This is a genomic window from Rhodanobacter panaciterrae, from assembly GCF_014651895.1.
Lineage (GTDB): Bacteria > Pseudomonadota > Gammaproteobacteria > Xanthomonadales > Rhodanobacteraceae > Rhodanobacter > Rhodanobacter panaciterrae.
On sequence record NZ_BMXT01000001.1, the window covers coordinates 520,684 to 539,744 of the forward strand.

A 19,061-nucleotide genomic window follows, 5' to 3' on the forward strand; every position below is an offset into this window, starting at 1 on the left:
GCCTATTGCGGTATCAGTCAACCGATGGATAGCCGCGCCGGATACCGACGTGTCGCCAAGGCCGCCGCGTCACTCGGCTTGCCCGGGTCGAGTGCTTTCCTCGTCGGTCACTTCTTCGTCTTCGGTCGAAGCCGGCGACACATAGTTCGGATCTTCCGAGTCGCGTGCGTGCCGGATCGCATCGCGCAGGCGGATGTCCAGGCGATCGAAGTTCAGGACGACCTTATCGGAATGGACATCCTTGATCGCCGAGAGCGGCACCACGAAGTCGCCGGCATTCTCGATGTAGACGACCAGTTCGGGCAGCCCGTGCCTGATCTCGCGGACAGAGCCGATGCCTTCGTCGCCATCGGAGACGAAGACCATGAATCCTTCGCTGATTTGTTCACGCATGATGCGACCCCTGCGGCAGCTGGCGGGACGGACCTCGCGTCGGGGTTGCATGGTGCGCGGCGGTGCCGTGCCGGGCTCCCGCGACGCAAGCGGGTGACGCATGATGAGCATACCCATCGTTTCGGCACGGTGAAAACGGGGCGCCGATCCGATCAGGTCGGCGCTCCGATGCGGCCTTGCTTAATGTGCGAAGCGTCTGACCCAGGCGACGTAGTTGTCCATGAAGCCCTGCAGAAATTTCCGGGTGCCTTCGTTGCTGATCGTGCCGTCGTCGGCGATCAGTTCATCCTTGAAGTGGACGAATACCTCGGGCTGGCCCAGCACGGGCACGTCGAGATAGGCCAGCACATTGCGCAGGTGCTGCTGTGCCAGCGCGGTGCCGCCGGTGCCGATCGATGCACCGATCACCGCCGCGGGCTTGCCGGCAAACGAGTTGGTGCCCCACGGACGCGATGCGATGTCGATCGCGTTCTTCAACACGCCGGGAATCGAGCGGTTGTATTCGGGCGTGACGAACAGCAGGCCATCGGCCGATTCGATGTCTTTCTTCAGTCGGGTGGCGGCAGCCGGGTAGGCGGCGTCGAAATCCTGCGAATACAACGGCAGATCGTTGATCTGGATGTGCTTGAACGCGAATTCGGCGGGTGCCAGCTTCTCCACGGCGCGGGCGAGTCGGCGGTTGAACGAATCCGCGCGCAGGCTGCCGACAATGACGGCGATCTTCAACTGGCTCATTTCAGACTCCTTGAGAAGGTTAGGGAAGCATGGCGACTGGCAGGCGCCGAAGCAGCGGTTCGCGACAGGCCGAGCCGCATGCGTTTCGAAGAGCCAACGGAAGTCTCGCGCTGTTGCCGAAGACTGCGCAATGTACCGCCGCATCCCGTTAAAGGTCGATGAATTCAGCGGCGGCATCGACGCCGGCAGCGTGTACTCTTTATGTCCAGCCTCAGGCTGCCGCCTGCCAACCAACTTCAACAGTGAATAGCCCCATGCAAGCCATTGAAACCCTGATCGACGCTGCCTTCGAGCGCCGCAACGAACTGACCGAGGCCGAGATCGAGACCCATCTGCGGCCCGCCATCGGCCAGGTCCTCGACCTGCTCGAATCCGGCGAGCGTCGTGTCGCCGAACCGGACGGCCAGGGCGGCTGGACGGTGAACCAGTGGATCAAGAAGGCGGTGCTGCTGTATTTCCGGATCAACGACAACCGCGTGGTCGATGGTGGCCCGTCGCAGGCGTTCGACAAGGTGCCGCTGCGCTTCGCCCACGGCAATGACGCCGAGTTGCAGAACCTCGGCGCACGCGTGGTACCGGGCGCGCTGGTGCGTCGCGGCGCGCATATCGCCAAGGACGCGGTGCTGATGCCGAGTTACGTCAACATCGGCGCTTATGTCGGTGCCGGCACGATGGTCGACACCTGGGCCACGGTGGGTTCGTGCGCGCAGATCGGCGCGGGTGTGCACCTGTCCGGCGGCGTCGGCATCGGCGGCGTGCTGGAGCCGCTGCAGGCCAACCCGACCATCATCGAGGACAACTGCTTCATCGGCGCGCGTTCGGAAGTAGTCGAGGGTGTGGTGGTGGAGCGCGGCAGCGTGATCGGCATGGGCGTGTTCCTCGGCCAGTCCACCCGCATCTACAACCGCGCCACCGGCGAGGTCAGCTACGGCCGCGTGCCGGCCGGCAGCGTGGTGGTATCGGGCAGCCTGCCGGCGAAGGATGGCAGCCACAGCCTGTACGCCGCGATCATCGTCAAGCAGGTCGATGCGAAGACGCGCAGCAAGACCAGCATCAACGAACTGCTGCGGAGCGGCGAATGAATCCCGTTCTATATGGACTTCCCAACTGCGACACCTGCAGGAAGGCGCGCAACTGGCTGACCCGTTTCGAGGTGGCGCACGACTTTGTCGATTACCGCGCCAATCCTGTACCTGCGGCGACACTGAAGGAATGGGCGGCAAAGCTCGGTGGCTGGGAGAAGCTGGTCAACAAGTCGTCCACCACCTGGCGCAACCTGCTGCCGCAACGCAAGAACCCCGGCAGCGATCCGGAGTGGACGCTGCTGCTGAAGGAATATCCCGCGCTGATCCGTCGTCCGGTGGTGGTGCAGCCCGACGGCTCGGTGAGCGTGGGTTTCAGCGACAACGGCTTCAAGAAGTTGTTCGGGCGCTGAGGTGGCGATGCGGCCTTCCGCTTTGTCGTCGTGCTGCTTGCTGCGCTGGTCCATCTCGGCCAGCGCGACGACGAGCTCGATGCTTGAAGCCGGCCATGTGCCTTGGCGATCACTGGTGTCGTTGGCCATTTGCCGGGCGCGGTGATCGCAGATTGAAGCGGGTTTTCGCAAGAAGTTGTCGGACATGCAGCCGTCATGCACGCGACGTTTTGACATGACCGGCAATGGCGTAGCATGGCGACTCCCCCAACCAAGGAGAGCCGCATGACCACGTCCTCGATTGTCGTCAGCAGCGTTGCCGAACTGGTCCGTGCTGTGCAGGACACCGGGATACGGCAGATCGTGGTCAGTGGGGAATTGGCCGATGTGCCGACGCTACGGCTGTCGCCCGGACAGGTGCTGCAAGGCCACGACGATGACGCGGCGTTGATTTTCGCGACGGGTATCGACGGCCTGCAGCTGACCACCGACAACGAGGTCCACAGCCTGCATCTGGTCGCCTCGTCGGACCGGCGCGCCATCCACAACGATACGCAGGTGGAAAGTCTGGGCCGGCTGGTGCTGGGTGAGGTGACCACGATTGGCCAAGTGCAGATCCTCGCGCGCGACAAGGTGCGCAGCGGTCATGTCGAGGTCGCCGGTCTGGATGTGGTCAGCGCCGATGCGCGTGCGCAGGCCGACCGGCCGCAGGGCTTCGGCGTGCATGTGCTGCAGGGCGCGTTCACGCTCTGGAACATGCAGGCCGACGCCGCGGTGGTGATCAGTGCGCGATTGGTCGGGCTGTCTGCCGGGCGCGCAGCCGCGCCGGTACTCGGCAGCGGCATCTTCGTCAGCGGCGCCGGCTTCGAAGGTGGCCGGCTCACCGTGTCGCTGCTCGAAACCGGCGAGATCCACAGCGATGGCCGCATCGCACCGGGCACGCCGGACATGATCACCGGCGGCGTGTTCACCGTGTTCAACGCCTTTGTCGATACCGTGCGCAACCTGGGGCCGGTGGTGACCTACGGCCAGAACGACATGGTGCTCGACAATTGGGGCTCGGTGGATCACTGGGTTGCCGAGGAGAAGATCACTTCGTACGGCCCCAGCGGCATCGGCTTCGTCAACTTCGGCCTCGTCAACGAGCTGGAAGTCGAGGCGCCGATCGAGACGTTCGGGCAGGGCGCGCGGGGTTTCAACGTCTACGCCGGCACCGTCAATCGTGCTGTATTCGACCGCATCACCACGCATGCCGATGGCGCGGTCGGCATCCAGATCAGCCAGCCGATCGGCTACCTCAGCGTGCGTCGTGGTCTCGAAACCTTCGGCGGCACCGGCGACTCGCTGGTGAAGGGCGTGGTGCTGAAGCTCTCCGCCATCGCGCTCAGCGTCAAACCCGGCGGCTCCGCCCGCGAGATCGATATCGACGGTGGCGTCACCACGCACGGCGATGGCGTCGCGCCGCTGGAAATGCTCGGTGTGGTCGGTCGGCTGAGCATCGAGGGCGGGGTCAACGCCAAGCAGACGCATTGACCGAGGGCACGCTCTGTCCCGGTCCCCTTGTTATGCTGGGCGCTGTCGATCCGCAGCGTCTGGCACGTCTCCATGTCCGAAGTCCTTGAACTCACCTGTGATCTGATCCGCCGCCGTTCGGTGACCCCGGAAGATGCGGGTTGCCTGCCATTGATTGGTGAGCGCCTGCAACGTGCGGGTTTCCACGTCGAACACCTACGTTACGGCGAGGTGGACAATCTGTGGGCCACGCATGGCACGGGTGGATCCACGCTGGCCTTCCTCGGTCATACCGACGTGGTGCCGAGCGGCCCCGAAGCATCATGGCGCAGCCCGCCGTTCGAACCCACAATCCGTGATGGCCGTCTATACGGCCGCGGCGCCGCCGACATGAAAGGCTCGGTGGCGGCGATGGTGGTGGCGCTGGAACAGTTCGTGGCGGCGCATCCGGATCATCGCGGTCGGGTTGGCCTGCTGCTGACCAGCGACGAGGAAGGGCCGACCAATCTCGACGGCGTGCGCAAGGTGGTCGAACACTTCCGTAGCGTTGGCGAACGCATCGACTGGTGCGTGGTTGGTGAGCCGTCGGCGAAAGAAAAGCTGGGCGACTTGATTCGCGTGGGTCGGCGTGGCTCGCTGTCGGGCACGCTTCGCGTGCGTGGTGTGCAGGGGCATGTGGCGTATCCGGAGAAGGCGTTGAACCCGATCCACGCGTTCGCGCCTGCATTGACCGAGCTGGCAGCCGAGCGCTGGGACGAAGGCAACAGCGATTTCCCGCCCACCTCGTTCCAGGTTTCCAACCTCAACGCCGGCACCGGCGCCACCAACGTGATTCCGGGCGAGTTGCAGGCGCTGATCAATTTCCGCTACTGCACCGCCAGCAGCGCGGAGGATCTGCGCGCGCGTACCGAGGATATCCTGCAGCGGCATGGCCTGGATTTCACGCTCGACTGGAACCTCTCCGGCGAACCCTTTCTCACACCACCGGGCGGTGCACTGCGCGAAACCGTGGTGGCCGTCTGCCGCGAACTGTGTAGCCTTGACCCCGAGCAGAGCACCGGCGGCGGCACTTCCGATGGCCGCTTTATCGCACCGATGGGCGCCGAAGTTGTCGAGATCGGCCCAGTCAACGCCACAATCCACAAGGTGGACGAGTGCGTTGCACTGGGCGAGCTGGAGCAATTACCGGCCGTGTATCGGGCTGTGTGTGAGCGGCTATTGGGTTGAGTGCGGACTGAACGTGCCATCGGTTCGTGTACTGTAGCCGATAGCTTCAGCAGCCGTATCGCCATCTTTGCTGTTGCAGATTTCAGCGCGCGTTCTCGGGCCACGCCTGGGGCACTTTGCGAACATCGCTGATCGAATAACCCATCTGTTTGACGCGTGCGATCAGTGCGTCGTAATCGGCTTGGGAAATCGTCGGAGTGCGCGCCATGATCCAGGTGTAGTCGCGCGCGTCGCGGGCGACGATGGTCTGGCTGTAGTCGTCCTTCAGATACGCCACGATGTATTGCGCCTTGATCGGCCAGAACACCTGCACGCCCCACACCGCATTGCCGCTGCCCGCTTTCACGAAGCCGGTGGAATGGATCGCCTTCACCGGGTTGTCGTACGAACCATTGTGAAAGCGGAACGCGGTATAGACATTCCCGTCAGGCTGCAGTTTGTAGGTCTCGACCGCGTTGTAGGCGTTATTCTCGAAGCGAGTGGGAATGGTGGCAATCACGTACCAGGTGCCCATGAAGCGAGGCAGGTCGACATGCGCGACCGGCTTGATCGGCGGCAGGCTGCTTGCCTGAACGCAGGCACTGACGACAAGCAGACCACAGGCCATCAAAAATGTTTTCGGCAAATGCATGCGATAGCTCCGAAGTGGGTGGGGCCGAAGACAGGAACGGTCAGGGCCGTACGAACCGGTAATGCGCCACCAGCCACTCCTGGCCATCGGCGTAGCCGAACAGTTCGGCGCAGGACATCCAGAACATGCGCCAGCGCTGGAACCACAGCGGTGCGGCCTTGCTGCCGTAGGCTTCGGTCAGCGTGGCCATCACCTGATCCTTGCGCGCGTCCTGGTTGGCCAGCCAGTGATTGGCGCTGCGCTGGTAATGCGTGCCGTCGACGTGCCAGCGCTGCTCGATCTGCAGCTCACGCTGGAACCACAGCAAGGTGTCCGAGGCCGGCATCAGGCCGCCGGTGAAGAAGTGCCGGCCCATCCAGTTGTCCTCGTCCGCGGTCTCGAACGGATACATCAGGGTCTTGTGCGCGAAGATGTGCACGAACAGCTTGCCGCCGGGCTTCAGCCAGCTGGCGATACGGCTGAGCAGGATTTCGTAGTTGCGCATGTGCTCGAACATCTCGACCGAGACGCAGCGATCGAACTGCGCGGCCTCCAGTTCGAGCCGGTTCACGTCCTGGGTAATCACCCGCACGTTGAATAGGCCGCGCTTGCGGCACTTCGCCTCGATGTGTTCGCGCTGCTGGTTCGAATTGGAGACGGCGGTGATCTTCGCGTGCGGATAGCGTTCGGCCATCCATAACGTCAGCGAGCCCCATCCGCAGCCGAGTTCGAGAATCTTCTGGCCGTCCGCCAGTTCGGCGCGTTCGCCATACAGCTTGAGCATCGCCTCTTCGGCCTGATCCAGCGACTCGTCGCCGCGCGGGTAATAGCAGCCCGAGTACTTCAGGCGCTTGCCGAGGCACAGCTCGAAGAACGCCGGCGGCAGTTCGTAATGCTGCGCGTTGGCGGCATCGGTGTGGATCGCCACCGGGCTATGCCGCAGCATGTCGATGCGTGCGGCAAAGCGCGCGGCTTGCTGATCCAGTCCGCCGGCCATCTCCTCGCGCAGGCGCTGTGCGCACATGCGCCGGATGCCTTGCCGCAGCAATGCGTCAGGAATGCGTCCACGCTCAGCCAGACCCAGCAGGCCTGGAGCCGGTCGTTCCTGCGGCAGTTCGTCGGAGACAGTGGCGGCGGTGTTCATGGTTCGATCCTTTTCGGAAACCAGGGAATCAGCATGGAGGTGCTGCGTTGATAGGCACGGTAGTCATCGCCGCGGCTGCGCAGCGCCTGCGTCTCGGTGTACGGGATGCCGCTGATCCAGCGCAGGAAGACATACATCACCAGCGGCCCGGCCCAGGCCAGCCAGACGATCGGCGATCCGAGCGCGATGCAGACGTAGGCAAACCAGTGGATCCATTCGAAGAAGTAGTTGGGGTGACGCGAATAACGCCACAGGCCGTCGCGGCAGGTGTGCCCGTGATTCGCCGGAGCGGCGCGGAAGCGGGCCAGCTGTCGATCGGCGACCGATTCGCCGATCACGCTGACCAGCCAGATCGCGATGCCGATAAGCATCCACGGATCAAACGCGCGCGGGTTGCGTGCCACCGCCAGGAACGGCAGCGAGAACAGCACGATCAGCAGCGCCTGGAACTGGAAGAACAGGAAGAACTTGAATTGGCTGCCATGCCAGTGCGCACGCAGGTTCTGATAGCGGCCATCCTCGGGCTCGCCGCGCACGCGCTTCCATAGATGCGCCGCCAGCCGTATGCCCCACAGGCCGCCAAGTACGGCCAGGATCACGCGCGGCCACATGGCACCGTCACCGAGCAACGCAAAAAGAACGGCACTGCCGCCCACGCCGCCGGCCCACAGCGCATCGACGATGCCGGCGTTGGAGCGCGGGCGCTGCCACAACCAGCCCAAGGTCATCATCAAGGCCGCAAGCAACCACAGCACGGCCAGCTGGATCCACGGATTCATGGCGCATCACCTTGCAGGGAAATGGCGGCCGGTGCCGCTTCGGTCGACCAGCGTCGGGCCAGCCACGCCAGCGCCGGGGTCGCCAGCGCCCAGCCGATGCCCAGCCACAGCAAGCCGCGCCACGCGGGATCGGCAAAGCTCACCACATGCCAGCCGCGCGACGCGCTCAAATAGGCCAGCGGACCGCCAATACCTCCGAGCAGTACCGCAAGCCAGAGACGTGTCTGCAGCCAACTCAGTGATTGGGTGAAGGTCATCGCGAAGGTGGCCCACAATGCCAGAATCCATGCCGGCGCCAACGCGGCGGATGGCCACGGCGTGGCATAGCTGGCCAGCCCAGCACGCATCAAGCCGCCATCGACCAGCAGCCCGAGCACGATGGCTGTTGCCATCAGGGACAGGTCGGCTTGGTAATGGCGTGCAGCAGCCAACTGGCATGCGGCATAGAGCAGCATGCCGACGATCCCCGGCCACGCCAGTCCGCGTCCGGCGCCGATCACGGCGGCGAACCAGACCAGCTGATAGCCGATGAGGCTGGCCCAGAATTTCATGCAGGCATCCTGTCGGCCGATTCGAGCTCCGGCAGTAACGCCGCGCGCCGGTTGCCGGGCTTGGCCAGCAGCAGGTGCGCGACACCGATCGAGCGTTCGCGGAAGCCGCCTTCGCAATACGCCAAATAGAACTCCCACATCCGCATGAAGCGCTCATCGAAACCCTGCGCGCGCACCTGCGGCAGCTGTGCCATGAAGCGTTCGCGCCAGGCTTTCAGAGTCAGCGCATACGAGTGGCCGAAGTCTTCCAGCTGGGTCAGTGCCAGATCACTGCTGCGGGTCTTCGAGGCGAGCAGTGCGTTGATCGAGGGGATGAAGCTGCCGGGAAACACGTGGCGCTTGATGAAGTCGACCGAGCTCAGAGCCTGCGCGTAGCGGTGATCCTCGATGGTGATCGCCTGCAGCAACGCCAGTCCATCGGGCTTCAGCAGGCTGCCAAGCTTCTCGAAATAGACGTCCAGATACGGCGCGCCGATCGCCTCGACCATCTCGATGGAGACCAGCTTGTCGTACTGGCCTTCGAGATCGCGGTAGTCCTTGAGCAGCAGCGTGACACGATCGCTCAGGCCTGCCGCCGTGATGCGTTCGCTGGCCAGCGCATGCTGCTCGCGTGAGATCGTGGTGGTGGTGACGTTGCAGCCGTAATGCTGCGCGGCGTACAACGCAAAGCCGCCCCAGCCGGTGCCGATCTCGACCACCCGGTCGGTCGGTTTGAGATCGAGCTTGCGGCAGATGCGTTCGAGCTTGCGCGTCGAGGCAATCTCCAGCGTGTCGGAGGGATCGGTCCAGATCGCCGACGAGTACATCAGGTCCGGCGACAGGAACAGGCTGAAGAAATCATTGCCAAGGTCGTAGTGCGCGGCGATGTTGCGACGGCTGCCATCACGTGTATTGCGACGTAGTGCATGCCAGCCGCGCATCGCCATGCCGCCGAGGCGGGCCAGGCCGTTCTCCATGCCGTCGAGCATGTCGCGGTTGCGCACCAGCAGCTGCACCAACCCGATCAGGTTGTCGCAGCGCCACAAGCCATCCATGTAAGCCTCGCCCGCGCCTACGCTGCCGTTGGTAGCGACGGCGCGGTAGAACGCCGGGTCGAGGATTTCCATGTGGATCTGCAAGTCGGCAGCGGCGTCGCCGAATTCGAGTTGCTCGCCATCGTCGGTCAGCAGCAATCGTCCGTGCCGCAGCTGACTCAGTTGACCGAGCAATTGCTGGCGCAGGAAGCGATCGAAGCTGCTGGTCCTCGGGCTTTCGTAGTCGGCGGTCTTGGCGATGTCGTTCATGGCGAACCTCTGGGAACAGCGGGGTGATCGTGGATGGGGTTGCGCTTCAGCCACAGTCGCAGCGCCTGCCAATGGATGGCGCCGACCACCTGCGCAGTCATCAGCGGATAGCGCCACAGCACGCGGGCGAGCGAGGCACCGGTCAGGGGTTTGCGCTGCAGGGTGAGCGTGGCGTCGAACTCGCGCTGGCCGTCGCGCAGCACGTCCATGTGCACGTGCAACTGGTCGCCCGGCGCGGTGAAGCTCCAGTCGTATTCGCGTGCCATCGGCATGAACGGCGACACATGGAAGGTCTTCGGGAAGGTCCAGTGCGGCGCACGTCCCTGCGTCTGTGCCGTCTCGATCGGAAGCACGTAGGCGTGGCGTTCCTTCCACGGCGTGTTGGTGATCTCCGCCACGATGCAGACCAGGGTCACGCCGTCCTCGGCGTAGCAGTAGTAGAAGCTGACCGGGTTGAACACCAGGCCGAAGTAGCGCAGATGGGTCAATAAACGAATCGGTCCGACCGGACGATGGCCGGTGGCTTTTTCGACGCGTTGACGCACGGCCTCGGCCAGCGGGAGTACGACCGGGCCGAGATAATCCTTGCGACGGAACTGCGCGACGTTGCCGTGTTCGTTCGACCACAGCCAGCGCTGCCTGAACACGCGATCGACTTCGTCCAGATCCAGATAGAGCTGGGCCATCCGGTAATCGAAGGCATGTGGATGCGGAGCCAGTCGGCGATGACGTACCACGCCTTCGTACACGGCGCTCGCCAGCGGCTCAGTCGCTTCGGTGTTCACGCTGCGATTTCCTCGACGCGCGATTCGACGGCGTGAATGGCACCCACACCTACCGGCCAGCGCACACCGAGTGCAGCAGCCACGTCGACCGCGCTGCGCATGCCGTCCTCGTGGAATCCCCAGCCCCAGTACGCGCCGGCGTACCAGGTGTTCCGCTGGCCTTGGATCTCGGCCTTGCGCGTCTGCGCCGCCACCGACGCGTGGCTGTAGACCGGGTGGTGGTACTGCATGCGGGCAAGCACCTTGGCCGGGTCGATCGCGGCCGTGCGGTTGAGCGTGACCACAAAGGGCTCTGGCGATTCGATGCCCTGCAGCAGGTTCATGCAGTAGCTGACCGTGCACGCCTCGTCGGGATCGCGCGGCAGCCACGCGTTCCATGCGGCCCACGCCTTGCGTCGCTTCGGCAGCACGCTGGCGTCGGTATGCAACACGGTGTCGTTGGCCTGGTACGGCATCGCGCCGAGGATCGACTGCTCGCGTTCGTCGGCATCGCTCAACAACGCCAGTGCCTGATCGCTGTGGCAGGCCAAGACGACATGATCGAAATGTTCGACGCCGGCGGCGCTGGTGATCTCGGCGCCGGCGGCATGGCGGCGAATCGAGCGCACCGCGCAGTTCAGCCTTTCGCGCACGGACCAGCGCTCGCGCAATGCCTGCACATAGGTGGACGAACCACCGCGCACCACGCGCCACTGCGGACGATCGCTGAGCTGCAGCATCTGGTGGTTGGCCATGAACTGCGCCAGATAACGCGCCGGAAAACCGAGAATCTGCGTGGCCGGTGACGACCACAGCGCGGAAGCCATCGGCACCAGATGCTCGTCGCGGAACGCGGCACCGTAACCGTGTTCGGCCAGATAGTCGCCCAGCGTGGGACCTTCGCCTGGCAAGTCGAGCAGCGCCGGTGCCTCGCGATAGAACCGCATCAGGTCGCGCACCATGCCGATGAAACGCGGCGAGAAGAGATTGCGCCGCTGGCAGAACAGCGTATCCAGCGTGGCCGCGTTGTATTCCAGCCCGCTGGCCTCGTTGTGCACCGAGAAGCTCATCGTGGTCGGCTGCGACGCCAGGCCGAGCTGATCGAACATCCGGCTCAGCAGCGGGTAGTGAGCGGGGTTGTGCACGATGAAGCCGCTGTCGATGCGATAGCGGCGACCCTGCTGCTCCACGTCATGCGTGTGCGTGTGGCCGCCGAAATAGCTGCCGGCCTCGAACAGCGTTACCTCATGCCGGCGCGACAGCAGCCACGCCGATGCCAGCCCTGCGATACCCGATCCGACGACGGCGATGCGCATGGCTCAGCTCCGCGCCTTGGTCAGCACCCAGGCGGGCACCGGCTTCAGCCCGCGCACCAAGCCCAGCGCCGACATCAGCTTCAGTCCGTACCAGGTCAGGTCCACTTCCCACCAATGAAAACCCTGCCGGCTCGAACCGGGGAAGAAGTGATGGTTGTTGTGCCAGCCCTCGCCGAACGTGAGTAGCGCCAGCCACACGTTGTTGCGGCTGTCATCCTTGGTATCGAAGCGGCGCTTGCCGTAGCGGTGCGCCAGCGAGTTGATCGTCACGGTGGCGTGGAACAGCACGATGGTCGAGACGAAGAAACCCCAGATCAGCATCTGTCCGCCGCTGGTGCCCAGCTGCGGCGCGACGTCATGCAGCAGCACGCCCAAGCCGTACAACGCGACCGCCAGCACGACCGGAATCGCGATGTCGTAGCGGTCGAGCCAGCGCAGCTCCGGAAATTTCGCCAGATCCGGCACCCGCGACAGATCGGTGCGGAAGTTGCGCGGGGTCAGGAACCAGCCGATATGACTCCACAGGAAGCCGTGGACACCCGGCGAATGCGGGTCGGCCGGCGTGTCGGTCACCCGATGATGATGCCGGTGATGCGCCGCCCACCACAGCGGCCCGCGCTGCACAGAGGAAGCGCCAATCAGCGCGAACACGAACTGCATCGCACGCGAGGTCTGGAAAGTGCGATGCGAAAAGTAGCGGTGATAGAACGCGGTCAACGCAAACATGCGGATGACGTAGAGCGAGGCGGCCACGATCAGTGCGATCGGCGAGACGCCAACCCAGATCACGCCGATGCAGGCCAGATGCATCGCCACGAACGGTGCGGCGCGCAGCCAGTCGATGCGATCCTCGCGGCTCTCGTCCACTTCCACCACTGCGCTGGTATCGAACCAGCGCTTTACGGTGCGCACCGGCCAGGAATGCTTGGAGCTGGCTTGATCGACGGCGCTGCCAGTCAAGGTTTCGACCTTGCCGGGCGGTGCAATCAGGATCGGTTGGGAGGTGGCCATGGAAACATACCTGTCAGCGGTTCTATGACAGATACGGAAGAACCCGGGCAGCGGATGCATCGAGCAGTGAAATGGCCGGGTTTCACATCGCCCCCGTAGCCCACCCACCCGGCGAGCGTAGTGGCAGAAGGAGCAGATGACCGGCTGAACGCGTACTAAAAAAAGCACCGTACTTTAGGCACTCAGTTGGCTTCGTCGATTGGTGTGGTCGTCACCGTCAGTAGTAATCAGGGTTGGGGCTGTCCCGGAGCGCGATGTGGGGAATAGGATGGATCCAGTGCTCGATGGCCTGGCGCTCCTCGCTGATGCGGCGCGGCTGGCAGACAAGGCCGTTACAGTGTCCATCGGCCACCAATAAATACGGAAACGTTGCGTCAAGGCAACCTGGACTGGGTTCTACAGGGGACGGGCATGATCAAGAAGATCTCGATCCACAATTACAAGAGTTTTCACCCGACCACGCTTGCAGCTATCGATTTCGATACAGGCAAGCAGGCCACCTTCATCTACGGCTTGAATGGAGCGGGCAAATCAGCGATCGGAGAAGTTGTTCATGGTCGCTCTGTCCAAGACGATACATTTGCGCACTGTCAGGTCGAGACGACGGGGACTGGCCCGTTTCGTCATCTGGTCTACAACCATGCGTTCGCGGGCCGAGTAATCGGTGAGACGATGCAGGGGATATTCACCATCGGTGAGGTGGATACTGCCAAGCAGAAGGAGATCGACGAAAAGGACGCAGAGAACGCAGCGCTGGACATTGATGTAACGGTGCTGCGCGGGCGGGTTGAGGTGGCGCAAAAGTTGGTCGATGATGAGATCTCTCGCGGCATCGACGACATTTGGAAAGCCCATGGCACCGGGAAGGCCACGAAATTGGCGAGCATGCTGGAGGGCTATGGAAGGAACAAGAAGGGCTTTTTCAATGATCTCCGGACCTATGAGGTAGCCCAAGGCACCAAGCTGGACACCATCGCACGGTTGGAGCAGCGCTATGCAGATGTATCTGGCACTGAGACTAGCAAGACTGTGCCTCCGATCGACCTCTCAGGTTTGGCAGACACCGAAGAAGACGCCATCTGGGCGGATCCGGTGGAGGTGTCAGCTGCCAGCCGACTAGCTCCCCTCATCGCTAAGTTGGGAAATGGTGATTGGGTCGACCAAGGGCGGGCTTATGTGTGGGATGAGCAATGCCCGTTCTGCCAGCAACGGTTGCCCCACGATTTCGAGGATGAGTTGGCCAAGCTGCTTGAAGGTGGCCGGAAGCTCAAGATCGACAAGATCGCCGTGCTGGTATCGAACTACGCCTTGCGTCTGGAGCAGCTGCAAGAGCGCATGAGCGGCGTGTTTGACGATCCGATTACGAAGGAGACGGGACTGGAGCTGGCTTGGAGCAAGCTGGAAGGCCAGATGAAAGCCAGCCTATCCTTGATGCGCACCAAGCAGGCCAAGCCCAGTAACGCGATTAAAATCAAGATTGCTGATCATCAGCCCATGAGAGATGCCTTGGCTGCGCTGAAAGCGAAGGTGGATGACTTCAACAAGCGGATCCTTGACCGCAGCGGTGAGCGCACCAAGATCAGGAAGATGTTTTACGAGGTCTTGCAGGCGGATCGCGCCGAGGCGTATGCAGCCCACGATGCGGCTCTTGCACCGCTAGAGGCACAGTTGACGGCTGTGAAGGCCCTCACTGTCGAATTGGAGCAACGCATCGCTATCAACACGCTTCGCCTGGCCGAGCTTCGCGGCCAGCAAACCGGCGTCGATGCATCCGTCGAAGCCATAAATGCCCGCCTACAGGACATGGGGATTACATCGTTCTGGATCACGAGAAAAGATGGGGATGGTCACCTGTATTGCTTAGCAAGGCCGCATGACGTCAATTGCAGCGCTCAGTCTCTCAGTGAAGGCGAAAAAACTCTTATCTCCTTCCTCTATTTCATCGAGCTGATCAAGGGCTCGCATGAAGAGACCGGAAATGTTGAGGTGGGCAAGACAATTGTCGTGATTGACGATCCGATCTCCAGCCTGTCACAGAACTACATCTATGACGTAGCGACGATCATCCAACACCAGCTGATCAAGCCTTTGGCCGGCTTGCCCAAGGTGAGGCAGGTGATTGTTCTTACCCACAATCTATTTTTCTTCCACGAACTTATCTACCAACTTGCCGGTGGATCGCTGGAGAAGGCGGCCGCCAAGTGTCAGCTGCTAAGGGTTCAGAAGAACGACTACTCAGCGGTCGTGGCACTCGACCCCTTGGCGCTCATGAACGATTACGATGCGCTGTGGCAGGTGCTGCGCGATGCGCGAGATAACAAAGCCCCCGTCCAAGTCGTGCCCAATACCATGCGGTGTATTCTCGAACAGTTTTTTACTTTCACAGCTGGTACCGCTGACTTAGCCAATGCTCTGAAATGCTTAGCTGTTGCTGATCACTCGAACAAGTTCACGCCCCTTGAGCGATACTTAAATCGGGGTTCGCACAAAGATGGGATCAATGGTCCACCCATCGATTGGTCGCAATACGACACTGACTACTACATGGGTAAGTTGCGTGCATTGCTTAAGGCAGTCGGGCACGAGAATCACTACCTACGAAAAATGGGCGAGGAAGTGCCGCAGGTTTCTGTGGCCTAGGGGATTGCTGAAAATATTGGCGAGAACGGGGCCAGGTTCACTTGCTGCCGCAATGCGAACGGAATAAGTGAACCTGCCCCCGCTTCTGGTGAGACTATCCTCCAGATCGTGGTTTTGCTTATGCGATTGGATGCGATCAATCGTCGGTGATCACATCTTCGGTGCAGACCTTACAAGCGTTCGATCGTGCCACCGGCCTGTGCGAACACGCCTGATCACGTACGCATGAAATGCCACTGGCGGTAACGGATGCTTGCAATGGTGCCGGCGGGTATTGCACCACCAGCATGCTGCAACGATGTTTTCTTGAACGTTTCCTCCTCCTTCGCATCGCGGCACCAGATGCTCTGCGGTGCAACGAAAGTGCATGGCCTGACGCATGGTAAATCCGCGTTGGCGAGCAAACGTGGCCATGTCTATGAGCCACATTGGAAGTTGGCAATAGAAGCACTGCCCGTGTTGTTGCTTGAAAGCATGGGCGCGCTTCGCCCGAAAGTTGGCCATGTCGAAGATCCCTCGCTAAGGGTAGAAATAAAGAGGTGGTTTGATTCCCGTCGCGCCTCTGGCGTCAGAACGGGCACCCAGCGAATATCCTCGTCATGGGCACAACACTGGCGGATATCACCGACCAGCCGTTGCTTTATAAGCCCGATATCGGGCGCATTGCAAGCCGCCCCCGGGCTACGTGCGAACCAAAGCGCAACTTCGTAAGTTACCTCTACGCCACCAATACGAAGTCAGCGTGCGAGCGCGCCATAAGCATCCAGCGCAAGCTGCCGTGACTGCCCCAGATCCACCATCGGCGCCGGATACCCACTGCGCTTGAGCAGATCGGCATCCCTCCACGGCTCATGCAACAACGCCAACGGCGCATCCGCCAACTCCGGCAACCAGCGCCGCAGGTAGTGACCCTCCGGATCGAAACGCTTCGCCTGCGTCACCGGATTGAACACGCGGAAATACGGCGCGGCATCGGCACCGCAGCCGGCCACCCATTGCCAGCCCAGTGTGTTGTTGGCGAGGTCGGCATCGACCAGGGTGTCCCAGAACCAGCGCGCGCCGTGCTGCCAGTGCTGGCGCAGGTTCTTGGTCAGGAAGCTGCCCACGATCATGCGCACGCGGTTGTGCATCCAGCCGGTGTGCCAGAGCTCGCGCATGCCGGCGTCGACCAGCGGGATGCCAGTGCGGCCACGCTGCCAGCGCGTGAGCAACGCCTGATTCGGTGGCGCCCACGAGAAATCATTGAAACGCGGATTGAAGTTCGCGGTCGGCGTGTGCGGAAAGTGGAACAGCAGGTGATGGGCGAACTCGCGCCAGCCCAGCTCGCGCAGATACGGTTCGATGTCCGGTCGCCGCTTTGCATCCACGCGTTGGGCGCGCCGATCCAGATCAAAGTGGATCTGCCGCGCCGAGATCTCGCCGAAGTGCAGATGCGGCGACAACCGCGAGGTGCCATGGCGCGCCGGCAGGTCGCGCGCATGCGCGTAATCGCCGATGGCGTCGTCGCCGAAGATCTCCAGCAACTCCTGCGCCCCGGCTTCGCCCGGCTGCCAGTGCTCACTCAAGCCGCCGGCCCAGGCGATGCGCGGCAGCAATTCCAATGCCGCGAGAGGAAGGTCATCGGGCAGCTCGCGCCAGCCCGGTACGTGCGGCACGGGCAGCGATTCGGTCGCTTGCAACTGCGAACACAGATTGCGCCAGTACGGCGTGAATACCTTGTACGGCTGGCCCTGCTGGGTCGCGATCTGCCATGGCTCGCACCACAGCGCGGCGTTGTGGCTGTGCACCGCGATGCCATCGTCCTGCAGTGCGCTCTTGATCCGCGTGTCGCGTGCGATCGACGCGGGTTCGTACAGCCGGTTCCAGTAAACCGCCGTGGCACCACTGCTGCGGATCAGCTCGCGCAGCACGTCAAGCGTGTCGCCCTGGCGCAGATGCAGTCCGGCGTGTTGTACGCGCAGCCGGTTGTCCAGTGCTGCCAGCGAATGGTGCAGCCACCAGCGGCTGGCGGCCCCAGCCGTCCATTCACCATCCTCGTCGGGCGCGTGAATGAAGACCGGAAGTACCTGTGCATGCGCCGCACAGGCCGCATTCAACGCCGGGTTGTCGGTCAGGCGCAGATCGCGCCGGAACAGGACCAGGGCTGTGCTCATGAGTGGAGCCGACCGGGCTTGATTAAACCCGGTTCCGATCCGTTTGCCTGTCTCCGATCATGGCCACCTTGCCGCCGGCATCCGGTGCGGCACCAATCGCACCCTTGGCGATCACCGCACCGGTCGGTTGACCGGTTGGCGAACCGCCGATCGGTTCGACCGAAACGGCGAGCGCGGCGGTCGGGCCGAGTTGCGCCAGCAGTGCCGGATCGAGTGCCAGCGTGGTCGGCTTGTCGCGCGCGATCATGCCTACCGAGATGGGTTTGCCGCCGGCCGGAATCAGCCACAGCTCTGGCGCGCGGCCTTGCTCGAACGCAACCGGCGTGGCCGGCACCACCACCATGCGAGCGTGCTGCAGATCCATCGTGGCAGTCCAGCCGGTGGAGCCGTTGTCCTGCTGGATGGTCGAAGCCATGTAGCCGGCATTGACCACCGTCGGCGTCGTTGTCGGCCGTGGCAGCGACACCACCACGAGCAGCGCGACAGCGACTGCACTGGCGCCGATGCCGAGCCAGTGCCACAGCTGCAGGTTGTCCCACAGTCCCTTGCGTGGGGCGACCCTGGCTGGCGCGTCCAGCTGCAGCGCGTCGTGAATTCGCGCCCATACATACGGCGCCGGGGTGACCTCGCCGATGGTGTCGGTCAGCGGCATCAGGCGGCGTTGCCACAAGGCCACCGCGGTCGCGGCTTCACCGGAGACCAATACTTCATGCGCCACTTCGGCACGCGTGTCGGCATCGAGCACGCCGAGCACGTACTCGGCGTAGCGCAGATTATTGTTGCCGTCTTCGATGGGTGTATTCATTGATCGAGGCACGTGCGAAGTTGCATGAGACTACGGCGGATCCAGCTTTTCATGGTTCCGAGCGGCACCTTGCAGCGTGTCGCCAATTCGTTATACGTAGCTCCGGTGAAAAAGGCTTCACGCACTGAACTTTGCTGTTGCGGCTCCAGTTCATCGAGGCAATGTTGCAGCCGCTGGTATTCCTGGCTGGTTTCCGCACCGGCGGCCGGTGTGGGCTGTTCGTCGACGGTCTCGTCCAGTCGCGACGGGTCGTCCAGCAATTCCTCGCGATGCTGGCGTAGGCGGTCGATCGCCTTGTTGCGCGACAGCGTGACCAGCCAGGTGACCGCACTGGCCCGACTTGCATCGAAGCTGCCAGCGCGACGCCACACCGTGGTGTAGGTCTCTTGCAGCACCTCCTCGGCTTCGCCGCGGTCGCGCAACATGCGCAGGCACACGCCGAACAGCTTGGACGAGGTGCGCTTGTACAGCTCGGCGAACGCCTTCTGATCGTTGCGACCGGTCTGCTGCAACAGCTGATTCAGCTCGTCACGCTCGGCGGGGCTGCTGACACTCATGGGCAAACCATCCTGTTGTCGCGAGGGAGTCGATCCGGGTACGCCTTGCCAAGCGCCTCGGCGAGGGTACTTTTCACAGCATGAAGGCGATGTCACATGCTAGCAAGCGTGCCACCCCGCGGTATTTGCTGCGTCGTCGATGGTGCATCCGCGCCGATACCTGCGAC

At 62.8% G+C, this 19,061-nt stretch carries 19 protein-coding genes; 5 read left to right on the forward strand and 14 right to left on the reverse strand.

All coding sequences use genetic code 11. The annotated features are described in order from the left end of the window. Positions 1-69 precede the first annotated feature (69 nt). Both IE071_RS02240 and IE071_RS02245 read right to left on the reverse strand, forming a co-directional pair. Positions 70-504 (reverse strand): hypothetical protein, encoded by a 435-nt coding sequence (locus IE071_RS02240; RefSeq protein ID WP_425503417.1) that lies wholly within the window; start codon positions 502-504, stop codon positions 70-72. A 69-nt stretch (positions 505-573) separates the two neighbouring features. Further along, on the reverse strand, positions 574-1,128 hold the full coding sequence (locus IE071_RS02245) for an NADPH-dependent FMN reductase (RefSeq protein WP_189439548.1): 555 nt from the start codon (positions 1,126-1,128) through the stop codon (positions 574-576). A gap of 254 nt (positions 1,129-1,382) precedes the next feature. Between IE071_RS02245 and dapD the strand changes: the two genes are divergently transcribed. The 4 genes from dapD to dapE all read left to right on the forward strand — a co-directional run bounded on the left by dapD (position 1,383) and on the right by dapE (position 5,281). Further along, entirely contained in the window at positions 1,383-2,210 is an 828-nt protein-coding gene (gene dapD, locus IE071_RS02250) for a 2,3,4,5-tetrahydropyridine-2,6-dicarboxylate N-succinyltransferase (protein ID WP_189439549.1), read from the forward strand. Beyond that, positions 2,207-2,563: a Spx/MgsR family RNA polymerase-binding regulatory protein gene (locus IE071_RS02255; protein WP_189439550.1), complete on the forward strand. Its 357-nt coding sequence runs from the start codon at positions 2,207-2,209 to the stop codon at positions 2,561-2,563. Before dapD ends, IE071_RS02255 begins: the two co-directional genes overlap by 4 nt. 264 nt (positions 2,564-2,827) lie before the next feature. After that, positions 2,828-4,075: a hypothetical protein gene (locus IE071_RS02260; protein ID WP_189439551.1), complete on the forward strand. Its 1,248-nt coding sequence runs from the start codon at positions 2,828-2,830 to the stop codon at positions 4,073-4,075. A gap of 72 nt (positions 4,076-4,147) precedes the next feature. Beyond that, complete coding sequence (dapE, locus tag IE071_RS02265; RefSeq protein ID WP_189439552.1) at positions 4,148-5,281, forward strand: succinyl-diaminopimelate desuccinylase; 1,134 nt, start codon at positions 4,148-4,150, stop codon at positions 5,279-5,281. A gap of 82 nt (positions 5,282-5,363) precedes the next feature. On the opposite strand, the gene IE071_RS02270 is transcribed toward dapE, so the two are convergent. From IE071_RS02270 to IE071_RS02305, 8 genes are read right to left on the reverse strand one after another with little or no spacing between them, the layout of a single operon-like run. Then, positions 5,364-5,912: a lipocalin family protein gene (locus IE071_RS02270; protein WP_189439553.1), complete on the reverse strand. Its 549-nt coding sequence runs from the start codon at positions 5,910-5,912 to the stop codon at positions 5,364-5,366. 40 nt (positions 5,913-5,952) lie between these two features. Beyond that, positions 5,953-7,035 (reverse strand): SAM-dependent methyltransferase, encoded by a 1,083-nt coding sequence (locus tag IE071_RS02275; protein ID WP_189439554.1) that lies wholly within the window; start codon positions 7,033-7,035, stop codon positions 5,953-5,955. Beyond that, positions 7,032-7,814, reverse strand: coding sequence for a DUF1295 domain-containing protein (locus IE071_RS02280; RefSeq protein ID WP_189439555.1), 783 nt, complete (start codon positions 7,812-7,814; stop codon positions 7,032-7,034). The genes IE071_RS02275 and IE071_RS02280 overlap by 4 nt, the downstream gene beginning before the upstream one ends. After that, complete coding sequence (locus IE071_RS02285) at positions 7,811-8,365, reverse strand: DUF2878 domain-containing protein (RefSeq protein ID WP_189439556.1); 555 nt, start codon at positions 8,363-8,365, stop codon at positions 7,811-7,813. The genes IE071_RS02280 and IE071_RS02285 overlap by 4 nt, the downstream gene beginning before the upstream one ends. After that, a complete protein-coding gene (locus tag IE071_RS02290; RefSeq protein WP_189439557.1) occupies positions 8,362-9,648 on the reverse strand; it encodes an SAM-dependent methyltransferase in 1,287 nt (428 codons plus the stop codon). The genes IE071_RS02285 and IE071_RS02290 overlap by 4 nt, the downstream gene beginning before the upstream one ends. After that, complete coding sequence (locus tag IE071_RS02295) at positions 9,645-10,433, reverse strand: DUF1365 domain-containing protein (protein WP_229792703.1); 789 nt, start codon at positions 10,431-10,433, stop codon at positions 9,645-9,647. Before IE071_RS02295 ends, IE071_RS02290 begins: the two co-directional genes overlap by 4 nt. Further along, a complete protein-coding gene (locus IE071_RS02300) occupies positions 10,430-11,728 on the reverse strand; it encodes an NAD(P)/FAD-dependent oxidoreductase (RefSeq protein ID WP_189439558.1) in 1,299 nt (432 codons plus the stop codon). Before IE071_RS02300 ends, IE071_RS02295 begins: the two co-directional genes overlap by 4 nt. Positions 11,729-11,731: 3 nt before the next feature. After that, positions 11,732-12,739 carry an acyl-CoA desaturase gene (locus IE071_RS02305; RefSeq protein ID WP_189439559.1) on the reverse strand — a complete coding sequence of 336 codons (1,008 nt, stop codon included), beginning with the start codon at positions 12,737-12,739 and terminating at the stop codon, positions 11,732-11,734. A gap of 411 nt (positions 12,740-13,150) precedes the next feature. On the opposite strand from IE071_RS02305, the gene IE071_RS02310 reads away from it, so the two are divergent. Further along, positions 13,151-15,379, forward strand: coding sequence for an AAA family ATPase (locus IE071_RS02310; RefSeq protein ID WP_189439560.1), 2,229 nt, complete (start codon positions 13,151-13,153; stop codon positions 15,377-15,379). A 150-nt stretch (positions 15,380-15,529) separates the two neighbouring features. On the opposite strand, the gene IE071_RS16000 is transcribed toward IE071_RS02310, so the two are convergent. The 4 genes from IE071_RS16000 to IE071_RS02330 form a co-directional block, all read right to left on the reverse strand. Beyond that, on the reverse strand, positions 15,530-15,883 hold the full coding sequence (locus IE071_RS16000) for an HNH endonuclease (protein WP_189439561.1): 354 nt from the start codon (positions 15,881-15,883) through the stop codon (positions 15,530-15,532). Between the two features lie 233 nt (positions 15,884-16,116). Continuing rightward, positions 16,117-17,532, reverse strand: coding sequence for a cryptochrome/photolyase family protein (locus IE071_RS02320; RefSeq protein WP_189439562.1), 1,416 nt, complete (start codon positions 17,530-17,532; stop codon positions 16,117-16,119). Positions 17,533-17,554: 22 nt separating this feature from the next. Continuing rightward, a complete protein-coding gene (locus tag IE071_RS02325) occupies positions 17,555-18,337 on the reverse strand; it encodes an anti-sigma factor (RefSeq protein ID WP_189439563.1) in 783 nt (260 codons plus the stop codon). Then, positions 18,334-18,894, reverse strand: a complete 561-nt coding sequence (locus IE071_RS02330) for a sigma-70 family RNA polymerase sigma factor (protein ID WP_189439564.1) — start codon at positions 18,892-18,894, stop codon at positions 18,334-18,336. The genes IE071_RS02325 and IE071_RS02330 overlap by 4 nt, the downstream gene beginning before the upstream one ends. Positions 18,895-19,061: the final 167 nt, after the last annotated feature.